This is a genomic window from Nocardia sp. PE-7, from assembly GCF_030486425.1.
GTDB lineage: Bacteria > Actinomycetota > Actinomycetes > Mycobacteriales > Mycobacteriaceae > Nocardia > Nocardia salmonicida_A.
Genome location: NZ_CP129614.1, coordinates 5,543,578 through 5,556,151 on the forward strand (window position 1 = coordinate 5,543,578; position 12,574 = coordinate 5,556,151).

A 12,574-nucleotide genomic window follows, 5' to 3' on the forward strand; every position below is an offset into this window, starting at 1 on the left:
CTGATACCCCTGCCGGGCACGTCACAAACGTCGCAGCGCGAAGAACGAAATGAGGCGAACACCAGCTGTGAGCAGCTCAACTTCCCAGTTCGGACAGAACCAGTGGCTAGTCGACGAGATGTATCAGAAGTTCAAACAGGACCCGTCCTCGGTCGACGCGAGTTGGCACGAGTTCCTCGCGGATTACACGCCGGAAGCCACCGAATCCGGTAACAGCGAGGCACCGGTCGCCTCCGCTCCCGCGGCAGCCGCAGCACCCAAGGCGGCAGCAGCTCCGGCCCCGGCCCCCAAGGCCGTGGTAGCACCTGCACCGCCGAAGCCCGCCGCGGCTCCGGCTCCGGCCCCCGCTCCGGCTCCGGCTCCGGCTCCGGCCGCCAAGACAGTGCGCGCACCGCAGACCACACCTGCACCGGTGTCCAACGCACCGGCCACCACTACCGCGCCGAAGGCTGCTGCCACCGGCCCGGAGAACAAGGTGCTGCGCGGCCCCGCCGCCGCCATCGCCAAGAACATGTCCGCTTCGCTGACGATCCCCACCGCTACGTCGGTGCGCGCGATCCCGGCCAAGCTGATGATCGACAACCGCCTGGTGATCAACAACCACCTCGCGCGCACCCGCGGCGGCAAGATCTCGTTCACCCACCTGCTGGGTTACGCGATCGTGCAGGCGATCAAGGCGTTCCCGAACATGAACCGCCACTTCGCCGAGATCGAAGGCAAGCCGAACTCGGTGACCCCGGCCCACACCAACCTGGGCCTGGCGATCGACCTCCAGGGCAAGGACGGCAACCGATCGCTGGTCGTGGCCGCCATCAAGGAAACCGAAGACATGAGCTTCGGCCAGTTCCACGCGGCCTACGAGGACGTGGTCCGCCGGGCGCGCGAGGGCAAGCTCGGCGCCGACGACTTCTCCGGCGTCACCATCTCGCTGACCAACCCCGGCACCATCGGCACCGTCCACTCGGTGCCGCGCCTCATGCCGGGCCAGGGCGCGATCATCGGCGCCGGTGCGATGGAGTACCCCGCCGAGTTCCAGGGCATGAGCGACGAGCGGATCGCCGATATCGGCGTCGGCAAGCTGATGACGCTGACCTCGACCTACGACCACCGCATCATCCAGGGCGGCGAGTCGGGCGATTTCCTGCGCACCATCCACAACCTGCTGATCTCCGACGAGTTCTACGACGAGATCTTCCACGGCCTCGGCGTGCCGTACGAGCCGATCCGCTGGCGCAAGGACATCAGCGCGCGCGGTGTCGACAAGAGCGCTCGCGTGCTCGAGATGATCGCGGCCTACCGCAACCGCGGTCACCTTATGGCCGACACCGATCCGCTGCGCCTGGTCAAGGACAAGTTCCGCAGCCACCCCGACCTCGACGTCACCCAGCACGGCCTCACCCTGTGGGACCTGGACCGCACCTTCGACGTGGGCGGTTTCCACGGCCAGGACCGGATGAAGCTGCGCGATGTGCTCTCGATCCTGCGTGACGCGTACTGCCGCCACGTCGGTGTGGAGTACACCCACATCCTCGAGACCGATCAGCTCAAGTGGATGCAGGAGCGGGTCGAGCAGAAGCACGTCAAACCGACTGTCGCGCAGCAGAAGTACATCCTGAACCGGCTCAACGCGGCCGAGGCGTTCGAGACCTTCCTGCAGACCAAGTACGTCGGCCAGAAGCGGTTCTCGCTCGAGGGCGCCGAAGCCGTCATCCCGATGATGGACGCCACCATCGACCAGTGCGCCGAGTACGCGATGGACGAGGTCATCATCGGCATGCCGCACCGCGGTCGCCTCAACGTGCTCGCCAACATCGTCGGCAAGCCGTACTCGAAGATCTTCACCGAGTTCGAGGGCAACATGAACCCGGCGGCCACCCACGGCTCCGGCGACGTGAAGTACCACCTCGGTGCGCACGGCCAGTACCTGCAGATGTTCGGCGACAACGAGATCGAGGTCTCGCTCACCGCCAACCCCTCGCACCTCGAGGCGGTCGACCCCGTGCTCGAGGGTCTGGTCCGCGCCAAGCAGGACCTGCTCGACAAGGGCGACGGCCCCGACGGCTTCTCGGTGATGCCGCTGATGCTGCACGGTGACGCCGCGTTCGCCGGTCAGGGCGTGGTCGCCGAGACGCTGAACCTGTCGGGTCTGCGTGGTTACCGCGTCGGCGGCACCATCCACATCGTGGTGAACAACCAGATCGGCTTCACCACGGCGCCGGAGAACAGCCGCTCCACCGAGTACTCCACCGACATCGCGAAGTTCATCGGCGCGCCGATCTTCCACGTCAACGGTGACGACCCGGAGGCTTGCGACTGGGTCGCGCGTCTCGCGGTCGACTTCCGGCAGAAGTTCCGCAAGGACGTCGTCATCGACCTCGTCTGCTACCGCCGCCGCGGGCACAACGAGGGTGACGATCCCTCGATGACCCAGCCGGAGATGTACGACATCATCGACACCAAGCGTTCGGTCCGTAAGGCCTACACCGAATCGCTGATCGGCCGTGGCGACATCTCCATGAAGGAGGCCGAGGACGCGCTGCGCGACTACCAGGGTCAGCTGGAGCGCGTGTTCAACGAGGTCCGCGAGCTGGAGAAGTACGTTCCGGAGCCGTCGGAGTCGGTCGAGGACGATCAGAAGGTGCCCGCCACCGTGATCACCGCGGTCGACAAGTCGGTGCTGCAACGCATCGGCGACGCGTTCCTGAACACTCCCGACGGTTTCAACGTGCACCCGCGCGTGAAGCCGGTGCTGGAGAAGCGTCGCGAGATGGCCTACGAGGGCAAGGTCGACTGGGCCTTCGCCGAGCTGCTCGCCTTCGGTTCGCTGATCGACCAGGGCCACGATGTGCGCCTGACCGGTCAGGATTCGCGGCGCGGCACGTTCACCCAGCGTCACTCGGTCATCATCGACCGGGTCAACGCGGTCGAGTACACCCCGCTGCACAACATCGGCTCGGAGAACCCCGGCTGGTTCGCGGTGCACGACTCGGCGCTGAGCGAGTACGCCGCGGTCGGCTTCGAGTACGGCTACTCCCTGGGCAACCCCAACGCACTGGTGTTGTGGGAGGCGCAGTTCGGTGACTTCGTCAACGGCGCGCAGTCGATCATCGACGAGTTCATCTCCTCCGGTGAGGCCAAGTGGGGCCAGCTCTCCGACGTGGTGCTGCTGTTGCCGCACGGCCACGAGGGTCAGGGTCCCGACCACACCTCCGGTCGCATCGAGCGTTTCCTGCAGCTGTGCGCCGAGGGCTCGATGACCGTGGCGGTGCCGTCCACGCCGGCGAACTACTTCCACCTGCTGCGTCGCCACGCGCTCGACGGGATCCGTCGTCCGCTGATCGTCTTCACCCCGAAGTCGATGCTGCGCAACAAGGCTGTGGTGTCCGACGTCAAGGACTTCACCGAGTCGAAGTTCCGTTCGGTGTTCGACGAGCCCACCTACGAGCAGGGCATCGGCGACACCACCAAGGTCAAGCGCATCCTGCTGACCTCGGGCAAGCTCTACTACGAGCTCGCCGCGGAGAAGGCCAAGCACAAGCGCGAAGACGTGGCCATCGTCCGGATCGAGCAGCTCTACCCGATCCCGACGTACCGCCTCAACGAGGCACTGGCCAAGTACCCCAACGCGACCGACATCGCCTGGGTCCAGGAAGAACCCGCCAACCAGGGCGCCTGGCCCTTCTTCGGCCTCAACCTCCCCGAGGTGCTGCCCGAGCGTCTGGGCCGCCTGCGTCGCATCTCGCGTCGCGCCATGTCGGCCCCGTCCTCGGGTTCGTCGAAGGTGCACGCCGTGGAACAGGCCGAGATCATCAGCGAGGCTTTCGAGCCGACCACGTAGTTCTCGCACAACGACCGACGCCGGGTGGATCACCGCGATCCACCCGGCGTTCGCCGTTTCCGGGCGAGATGTGGGTCACAGAGTTCTCTTATCCGGCCGGCACCTGCGCCTCAGTGAACCCCGGTAGTGTCCGACGGAATCCCCAAGGGGCCCGCCCTGATCTGGACTGAGTGGAGGGTGCGACGAAGGAGTGCCCGGAGGGAGGGAAGATCAGGGGCCCGAAGGGCCCCGCTCGAGCGCGCCGGCGCTCCGAGAACACAGCAGGAGCGTGGCATGGCGAACGGACGTAACGGATACCTACTTCTAGGTGGGATCGCGTCGGTGGGGGCGGGCGCCGTGCACTTCATGGCGGCGGGCATGCACACCGAGCACGCCACGCTGGCCCGGCTGATGGTGGTGCTCGCCGCGATCCAGTGCGCGACCGGACTGGCGGTGTTGCTGAGCGAGCGCAAGCTCGTCGTGAGTTCGATGCTCGCGGTAAACGCGTTCGCGGCCGCGGTGTGGGCGTTCACCCGGTTCGCCGATGTGGGGTGGATCGCCGGGTTGACCGCGGAGTCACCGCAGGTGGCCGACACCGTGTGCGCGGCGCTGGGCGCGCTGGCCGCCCTCGCCGCGGGCATCGGCCTGCTCCGGCCCACCGCGACCCTGCCGCCCCTGCGGTCGGGGATCGCGGCGGCGGCGGTGGGTGTTCTCGCGCTGGCGGCGATGCTCAACGGTGTCGGGCACGTCCACAGTCACGGCGATACCGGCGATCACGCGCACGCCGCGGGCGGCGACCACGCACACGGCGCGGGCGACGACCACAGCGCCGAGGCGAACTGGCCGCGCCCGTGGGATCCGACGAAGCCGATCGACCTGTCGGGCGTCTCCGGTGTGACGTCGGAGCAGCAGTCGCGCGCGACCAACCTGGTGCGCAGCACGCTCGACGGCCTGCCCGCCTTCACGGACGTGAATACCGTCGGCGCCCTGGGATTCCGCTCGATCGGCGACTCGGCCACCGGGTACGAGCACTACATCAACATGAGCTACATCCGCGACAACAACTTCCTCGACCCCACCCACCCGGAGTCGCTGGTCTACCGGGTCGACGGAACGAACCGCACCCTCGTCTCGGCGATGTACATCGCCAACGGCAAGAAGATCGACGACCCGAGCCTGGTGGACTTCGGCGGCTCCCTGATGCAGTGGCACGTCCACGACAACTTGTGCTGGAAGGCGGGCGACAACGGCCCCGTGGTCGCCGGTGTCCTCGACGCCCAGGGCAATTGCCCGCCCAACTCCATCAATCCCGGCTCGGGCAATCCGATGGTCCACGTCTGGATCGCCCCGCATCAGTGCGGTCCGTTCGCGGCGCTCGAAGGTCACGGCGCGGGCCAAGCCGGCGCCGACGGCCGCCGCACCGACACCTGCAGCCACGACCACGGCGGCCACAAGTAGGTTCTCGCCGATCAGCCGGGCTGGACCCAGCGCCGCAGGGCGTCGATCGTGGTTTCCGGAGACGTGTTGAAACAGAAGCGGATTCCGGGCGCGAGATCGGTGGCGACATTGATCAGCCGCTCGAACAACAGGGTGTGTTCGGGAGCCATCCGTACGCCCGCGCCGATCATCGCGACCCGGAATTCGCCGCCCGCCGCGCATTCGCGCAGTGCCGCTTCGGCCGCGTCGGGGTCGGCCGGGACCTGGCAGGTGACGATGTCGAAACCGGCTTCGCGCAAGGCGTTTTCACCCGCGGCGATGCGGGCGGTCAGGGTGGCCTCGTCGAGCTGCGGGTAGTGGGAGTAGTCGACGGCGCTGGGGCGCAGGCCGAGCGACAGCACCGTGTTCGTGTTCTGTTGTGCCACTGGGTTCTCCGTTCTCATCAGGTAGGCGGTGATGCCGACGGCGGCGAGCGCCGCCATGAGCAGGGCGCCGGCTCTCACCACGACGCGGCGCCCGTTCGGTCGAAGAATCCGCCGGTCGGACCGTCCCGGTCGGCCGTCGCCACGGCGACGACGGCATCGGTGCCCTCGGTGACGGTCTGGAAACCACTGTGCCCGTTGAGGTCGGTGGCGGTGTAGCCGGGATCGATCGCGTTGACCTTCATCTCGGTGAGTTCGCTCGCGTACATGACGGTGATCATGTTCAGCGCCGCCTTGGTGCTCGGGTAGCCGAGTGCCGGTGGCAGCAGTCCGCTCCACTTCGGATCGGTGATCATGGCGATCGTGCCGACGCTGCTGGAGACCATCACGATGCGGGGATGCGCCGAGAGCCGCAGCAGCGGCACGAACGCGTTGGTGACCCGGATCGGGCCGAAGACGTTGGCCTCGAACACTTCTCGCAGGTCATCGGGCCCGGTCTCGGAGGGTGCGGTGCGCGGACCGCCGATGGCCGCGTTGTTGATGAGCACGTCGAGGCGGCCCGCCGTGGCCCGTACTGTTGCCGCGGCCGCGGCGACGGAGTCGTCGGAGGTCACATCGAGCGAGACGAATCGAACATCGAGCCCCGCCGCGGCGAACTCCGCCGCCGCTCGCTCGCCGCGCGCGGTGTCGCGGGCTCCGAGAAACACCTGCCACCCCTGACTCGCCAGCCTGCGCACCGTTTCCTGTCCCAGCCCCTTGTTGGCCCCGGTCACCAGGGCGATCGTTGTCGTCACGGGTCCAGATTCGCGCCGGTGCGGCCCGGTCTCCAGTGCCGGCTCGGCATAGGACTCGCGGTACCACCCCCGCCCTCGCGTCCTGCGGCACCATGGGAGAGGTGGACAGAGCGGAATTGGCGACGGTACTGCGCACCGCGCGTTCCCGGCTGACCCCCGCCGACGCGGGACTGCCGAACGGATCACGCAGGCAGGTGCCCGGACTGCGGCGCGAAGAGGTGGCCAATCTGGCAGGCGTCAGCGTCGACTACATCGTGCGGTTGGAACAGGGTCGCGGACCCAAACCGTCCGAGCAGGTGCTCGGCGCACTGACCAGAGCGCTGCGCCTCACCGACGTCGACCGCGATCTCGTCTACCGGCTCGCCGGGTCCGAACCACCACAGGCAGGCCGGATTCCGATGGCGATCCGGCCCAGCGTGCTGCGACTGCTGGATCGCCTGGCCGATCTGCCCGTGCTCGTCCTGTCCGCCAAGTCCGATGTCCTCGCCTGGAATCCCTTGTCGGCAGCCCTGCTCGGTGATTTCTCCGCGATCCCGGTGGCCGAGCGCAACATCATGTGGCAACGCTTTCTCGGCTCCGGTGTCGGTCGCCTCGTCATGACGCCAGAAGAGGCCGAGAGCAATGCCGCCGCCTGTGTCGGCTGCCTGCGCTCGGTCAAGGCGACCTACCCAGACGACCCGGATCTGTCCCGACTGCTCAATGAATTACGCACCGGCAGCACCGAATTCGAGGCGCTCTGGCAGGAAGGCCGCTCCAGCGCCATGCACAGCCTCACCAAGACCATCGCCCATCCCGAACTCGGCGCCCTCACCCTCGACTGCGACGCCATGCACGTCCCCGACACCGACCAAACCGTCATCATCTACTCCGCCGCCCCCCATACCCACACCGCCACCGCCCTGGACCTCCTCCGCGTAACCGGCCTCGAATCCTTCGCGACACCGACCACCGAATAACAGATGGCCGCCACTGGGCCTACTCGGCTACGGTGCGTTACTCGCGAAGGAGTAACGATGACAACCGCGCCACGCACCACGACCCTCTGGCGGCCGACCGGCCCTGAGGAGCTCGCGCTTGTCGCCGAATCCGATTGGCGCACCTGGCCACCACGCCTACCCGACCAGCCGATCTTCTACCCGGTCCTCAACGAATCCTACGCGGTGTTGATCGCCCGCGATTGGAATGTGCCCGCGTCCGGCGCGGGATACGTCACCCGCTTCGAAGTCCGAACCGCTTACCTCGACAACTACGACGTCCAGCAAGCCGGTGGCCGCGACATCCTCGAATACTGGATCCCCGCAGAGGATCTCGATGAATTCAATCGCAATATCGTCGGTGGGATCGAGGTCGTCCGCCGTTTCCCGGCGGACGCACCCCTGCCCGATCAGGGGTGAACCTTCAGACTCGGTCCACCATCGCCGCACGGATCTGCGCTAGCGCGCCCCGCGGGTCGTCGGCCCAGAACGCGATGGCGCTCACCGTGAAGTCGCCGTGCGGAGTGCGAAAGGTCGCGGGTTCGGTCAGGACGACGCGGACGTTCGTCGAATTACCGACGATCACGGCGAGCGTCTCGTCGCCTGTTCCGGTGAGCTGCAACGATTTCGCGCCGTCGTAGGGCCGCAGTTCGTGCCGGCTCGCCTCGATGTCGGCCAGCGGAATATCGAGGCCGACGCGGCGCAGGTAGCGCACGCGCAGCAGTTCACCGGTGAGCACATGTGGATACACGTGGTGCGCGGCCAGCATTCCAGCCATCCACACCAGTCCCCAGACTCCGAGCCCCAGTGCCACGATCCGCACCGCAGGCCACGGAATGATCAGGTGGACCGCCGGGATCTCCACGGCGCTGACCACGATGAACGCCCAGATGACCGCCGACACCGCGCCCGCGTACCGAATCGGCGTGCCGCCCTCGGTATCCGGCCTGCGGCTGACGGCCCGCGCGAGGCTCACCCAGATATCGACTTCGAGACGAACGAACGACCGTGCGAGCCGGGTGATCGTGCGCATGCGACCCTCCTTTTCAATACACTCGCATTGTAAAGAGGTGAGCCATGGCAATACAAGTGCATTGTGAAAAGATGGTCCGATGCCGAAGCTGGTGGATCACAACTCTCGACGCGCGACGATCAGCGATGCGGTGATGCGGCTACTCGCCCGTGACGGCCTCGAGTCGATCAGCCTGCGCCATGTCGCCACCGAGGCCGGGGTTTCCGCCGGTCAGGTGCAGCACTATTTCCCCAGCAAGGACGCGATGATGGAGTTCGCCACCGCCACCATCGCCGACCGGATCGCGGCCAGGATCACCGCGGCGGGCCCCGACCCCGATCTCCATCAGATCCTCACCGCACTGCTGCCCACCGACGCCGAATCAGCCGCCGACGCCCGCATCCTGATCGGCTACCTGGCCTTCGCCACGGTCCGCCCCCACATCGCCGAAGCCCTGGCCGCCAACGGCTTGGCTTTCCGCGACCACCTCGCCACCATGATCACCCACCACCCCGACCCGTCGACCGCGGCCGACACTCTCCTCGCCCTGCTCGACGGCCTCGCCCTGCACGTCACCGTCGGCCAGCTGTCCCCCGAAAAAGCTCGGGCAATACTGAGTTCAGCAATTGGCAACGCGCAGGGCTACATCCGGAGCGAGTGACCTCCCCTCCACCGGCGCAGCGCGCCGCATCGATCGACTACCCCCGATTTCCTTGGCTACCGGTCGGTCGGTTCAGAAGGCAACATGCTTGTCATCCACTCTGTGGCAATACTTTTCGGAATCGGGAGAACAGCGTGTCAATCGGGAAATTCGTGATGTCGGGCGTGGCGACGACGATGGTGGCGCTCGGCGCTGTGATGCCCGCTACCGCGGCGGCCGCGCCGACGGTGACGGTCGCCGAGGCGGGCACCGGCAGTGCCGACGCGACCAGCGGGAGTGGAACGTTGGCACTGCTCATTCAGGAACTGTTCAAGCCGTGCCCGTTCAGCAGCACGGTCTGCCCGGCCGATAACTGAGTTCTCGACGATGGCCCCGCCGTGACATACGTCGGGGCCATCGTCCTGTCGAGCCGATCCGGTTCACGCAGACGCTGATTCGACCCGGCCCGCCCGGGCTCGGTGTTCGGCTACCGCGGCGGCGGTTTCGACCACCACCAATTCGGCGTTGATCTGCGCGCCGGCCATGGCGCCGGCCGCCGCGGCCGCGCCGACCTGGGCAGACGGGTCGGTGGCGTTGCCCGCGATCCAGACGCCGGGCACCGAGGTGCGGCCGGCGGGATCGGCGGGAATGTGGTCGCCCATGCCGGAGGGATGCGGTTCGGGGACCAGGCCGAGATCGGTGAGGAAGGTGGCGCGAGTGTTCATGCGGGGAGCGACGACCAGTGCGTCGCGTTCGACGACGGTGCCGTCGGCGAGCTGGACGCCCGTCAGCCGGTCCGCGCCGAGCACCTCGACGACCTTGCCGTCGAGGATCCGAATGCCCCGGGCCACCAGCTTTTCCATGTCTTCGTCACTCAACGGAGCAGCCGTGTGCGACAGGAAGACGATGTCGTCGCTGAGCTGACTGAACAGCAGCGCCTGGTGCACCGACATCGGACCGCTCGCCAGCACGGCGATGCGCTGGTCGCGTACCTCCCACCCGTGGCAGTACGGGCAGTGCAGTACGTCGTGACCCCAGTGTTCGCGCAGGCCGGAGACCTCGGGAAGTTCGTCGGCGAGTCCGGTGGCGACGAGAATTCGTCGCGCTCGCACGGTGCGACCGTCGTCGAGGGTCACCACGAATTCGGCGATGTCGGTCGAGTCCGGCGCATCAGCGGCACGGTCGACCCCGACCACCCGACCCGACACCACCTGTCCGCCGTACCCACGCACCTCCGCGCGCCCGAGCTCGAGCAGCTCCAACGGCGACATCCCCTCGCGCCCCAGCAGTCCGTGCACCCCCTGAGCAGGCGCGTTACGCGGCGCCCCCGCATCGATCACGGCCACCGAGCGCCGCGAACGCGCCAGCATCAGCGCCGCGTTCAGCCCGGCGGCTCCACCACCGAGCACCACTACGTCGTATGAATCGTTCAGCTGTGTCATCTCGACCTCCTTCGAGGACCCACAGTGCATCCCAGCGACAAATACTGGCAACCTTCTTTGCCGACATGGCAAAATGAACAGCATGGACGACCTCGATCAGACCCTCGACTCGGTCGGCCCCCGGCTGCGCACCCTGCGCAAACAGCGCCAGACCACCCTCGCCGACCTCTCCCAGGAAACCGGGATCTCGGTCAGCACGCTGTCCCGCCTGGAATCCGGCGACCGCAAACCCACCCTCGAACTACTGCTCCCCCTGGCCAAGGCGCACGGCGTCACCCTCGACGAACTCGTCGACGCCCCGCCCACCGGCGACCCGCGCATCCACCTGCGCCCGGTCACCCGTCACGGCATGACCATGCTCCCGCTCACCAAGCGCGCGGGCGGCATCCAGGCCTTCAAGATGATCATCGCCCCCGGTGCGCGCAATCGTCCCGACACGCCCCAGGTCCACGAGGGCTACGAATGGCTGTACGTGCTCAACGGCCGCCTTCGCCTGATCCTCGGCGACAACGACCTCATCCTGAACCCCGGCGAGGCCGCCGAGTTCGACACCCACATCCCGCACTGGTTCGGCGCCGCCGACGAACAGTCCGTCGAATTCATCAGCCTGTTCGGCAAGCAGGGCGAACGCGCACACCTGCGCGCCCGCCCGAAGTCCGGCTAGGGCATGCATGACAGGGGGCGAGTGCGCTCACCTGCGCACTCGCCCCGACGCCGAAACTACGAAATCAGCCGAGCGTGAAGGTCGCGTGTCCCGAGATCTGCTCCAATTCCTGATGCTGGGGCAGGGATTCGTCGGTGGTCACGATCCAGGCCTCCACCCGACCCTTGCCGGGCGCGGTGCCGAACCCGACGATCACATTGTCCGGCGCGTGCAGAATCTGGCCGTTCTCCACGGGGTGCGACTGGCCGTTGCTGACGCCGGTATCCAGATTGCGGAAGCGCACGGCCACCTGGTAGCGCTGGCAGAAGTCCCCGGTCTGGGTGATCGCCACCCGTACTCCGAAGGTGCCCGATTGCGGTTGCGGCACGGTCTGAGCGTTGATGATCGCCGCGCAGTTGGCGCCGGGAGTCCGGCTGAGCGTCGGCGTGAACACCGTGACCGGATCCGACGGCAGCGCACCGGCGGGCGCACCGAGCCCGACGAGGACGGCACCGGCGGAAATAGCCACGGCAGAGAGTTTGCGAAACGTGCTGTTCGTGAGAGTCATACCCACTTCGTCGTCCCGAACCGGCCTTCCGTTAGCCGCCGTTACGATCACGATTCGGCATCTGAAGATCAACTGGCACAACCGATTTGGTGAATGAAGAACTTCATCCCATGCAGCAGCGGACGCCCCGGAGAACAGGGCATCTCATGACAAGTTCGCGACGCGCCGTTCGGTCCGTTAACAGAAATCTCAATCCCGCAGCGCGGCGATCAACGCCGGACTCAGGGCCAGCGCGGGCAGCGACTCCACCAGCAGATCCACCAGCGACTCACGGCTGATCGGCTTGTCGATCAGCCAGGTGAGGATGGTCTCCTCGACGAAGGCGATCCAGCCGCGAATGGCCAGGGTGAGCCGGGCAAGATCGGGATCCTCGGGCGGCAGCGGCAGTTCGCTGACGATGAGATCGGTGATGGCGCCGCGGGTTTCGTTGACATAGCCGACCATGTCGGGGGTGACGCTGGCGGGCCCACGCAGCACGGAACGGTAGGACGCGGAATGCTCGGTGGCGTAGTCGACGAACCGTTCGATCGAGTCGCGCAGCATGTCGAACAGCGACAGCTCGCGGTTGGGCATGATCGCGACGAAGATCTCGGTGTTCACATGCCGGGCGATCGCCTGGTGGAATTCCTGCTTGGAAGCGAAGTAGTGGAACAGCAGGCCGCGCGAGATCCCCGCCTGCTTGGCGATGTCGTCGACCGAGACTTCCTCGAGCGTGCGGTCGGCCAGCATCTCGGCACCGAGGGTGATCAGCTGTAGCCGACGTTCCTCGGGGCTGAGCCGCACACGCTTGGTCTCTCCCGCACTCCTGGTACTCACACCGGTCAT

At 67.0% G+C, this 12,574-nt stretch carries 13 protein-coding genes; 7 read left to right on the forward strand and 6 right to left on the reverse strand.

Annotated features, from left to right (window positions below; all coding sequences use genetic code 11):
* Window positions 1-49 precede the first annotated feature (49 nt).
* Window positions 50-3,838, forward strand: coding sequence for a multifunctional oxoglutarate decarboxylase/oxoglutarate dehydrogenase thiamine pyrophosphate-binding subunit/dihydrolipoyllysine-residue succinyltransferase subunit (locus QX204_RS26015; RefSeq protein WP_301903036.1), 3,789 nt, complete (start codon window positions 50-52; stop codon window positions 3,836-3,838).
* Between the two features lie 273 nt (window positions 3,839-4,111).
* Complete coding sequence (locus tag QX204_RS26020; RefSeq protein WP_301903038.1) at window positions 4,112-5,275, forward strand: hypothetical protein; 1,164 nt, start codon at window positions 4,112-4,114, stop codon at window positions 5,273-5,275.
* An 11-nt stretch (window positions 5,276-5,286) separates the two neighbouring features.
* On the opposite strand, the gene QX204_RS26025 is transcribed toward QX204_RS26020, so the two are convergent.
* Both QX204_RS26025 and QX204_RS26030 read right to left on the reverse strand, forming a co-directional pair.
* Window positions 5,287-5,760 carry a hypothetical protein gene (locus QX204_RS26025; RefSeq protein ID WP_301903039.1) on the reverse strand — a complete coding sequence of 158 codons (474 nt, stop codon included), beginning with the start codon at window positions 5,758-5,760 and terminating at the stop codon, window positions 5,287-5,289.
* Complete coding sequence (locus QX204_RS26030) at window positions 5,754-6,470, reverse strand: SDR family NAD(P)-dependent oxidoreductase (protein WP_301903040.1); 717 nt, start codon at window positions 6,468-6,470, stop codon at window positions 5,754-5,756. The genes QX204_RS26025 and QX204_RS26030 overlap by 7 nt, the downstream gene beginning before the upstream one ends.
* Window positions 6,471-6,571: 101 nt before the next feature.
* On the opposite strand from QX204_RS26030, the gene QX204_RS26035 reads away from it, so the two are divergent.
* The gene (locus tag QX204_RS26035) at window positions 6,572-7,426 is read left to right on the forward strand and encodes a helix-turn-helix transcriptional regulator (protein ID WP_301903041.1); all 855 of its coding nucleotides are present in this window, start codon (window positions 6,572-6,574) and stop codon (window positions 7,424-7,426) included.
* A 57-nt stretch (window positions 7,427-7,483) separates the two neighbouring features.
* Window positions 7,484-7,864, forward strand: coding sequence for an ADP-ribosylation/crystallin J1 (locus tag QX204_RS26040; RefSeq protein ID WP_301903042.1), 381 nt, complete (start codon window positions 7,484-7,486; stop codon window positions 7,862-7,864).
* Between the two features lie 4 nt (window positions 7,865-7,868).
* Here QX204_RS26040 and QX204_RS26045 read toward each other — a convergent pair whose 3' ends face one another.
* Complete coding sequence (locus QX204_RS26045; protein WP_301903043.1) at window positions 7,869-8,477, reverse strand: hypothetical protein; 609 nt, start codon at window positions 8,475-8,477, stop codon at window positions 7,869-7,871.
* Between the two features lie 79 nt (window positions 8,478-8,556).
* Between QX204_RS26045 and QX204_RS26050 the strand changes: the two genes are divergently transcribed.
* Complete coding sequence (locus QX204_RS26050) at window positions 8,557-9,117, forward strand: TetR/AcrR family transcriptional regulator (RefSeq protein ID WP_301903044.1); 561 nt, start codon at window positions 8,557-8,559, stop codon at window positions 9,115-9,117.
* Window positions 9,118-9,251: 134 nt separating this feature from the next.
* Window positions 9,252-9,473 carry a hypothetical protein gene (locus tag QX204_RS26055; RefSeq protein WP_301903045.1) on the forward strand — a complete coding sequence of 74 codons (222 nt, stop codon included), beginning with the start codon at window positions 9,252-9,254 and terminating at the stop codon, window positions 9,471-9,473.
* A 63-nt stretch (window positions 9,474-9,536) separates the two neighbouring features.
* On the opposite strand, the gene QX204_RS26060 is transcribed toward QX204_RS26055, so the two are convergent.
* The gene (locus tag QX204_RS26060) at window positions 9,537-10,538 is read right to left on the reverse strand and encodes an NAD(P)/FAD-dependent oxidoreductase (RefSeq protein ID WP_301903046.1); all 1,002 of its coding nucleotides are present in this window, start codon (window positions 10,536-10,538) and stop codon (window positions 9,537-9,539) included.
* 82 nt (window positions 10,539-10,620) lie between these two features.
* Between QX204_RS26060 and QX204_RS26065 the strand changes: the two genes are divergently transcribed.
* Window positions 10,621-11,202, forward strand: coding sequence for a helix-turn-helix domain-containing protein (locus tag QX204_RS26065; protein WP_062991330.1), 582 nt, complete (start codon window positions 10,621-10,623; stop codon window positions 11,200-11,202).
* A 64-nt stretch (window positions 11,203-11,266) separates the two neighbouring features.
* Here the strand turns inward: QX204_RS26065 and QX204_RS26070 are convergent, their stop codons facing one another.
* Entirely contained in the window at window positions 11,267-11,710 is a 444-nt protein-coding gene (locus QX204_RS26070; RefSeq protein WP_301903047.1) for a hypothetical protein, read from the reverse strand.
* Between the two features lie 228 nt (window positions 11,711-11,938).
* A complete protein-coding gene (locus QX204_RS26075) occupies window positions 11,939-12,574 on the reverse strand; it encodes a TetR/AcrR family transcriptional regulator (RefSeq protein ID WP_301908120.1) in 636 nt (211 codons plus the stop codon).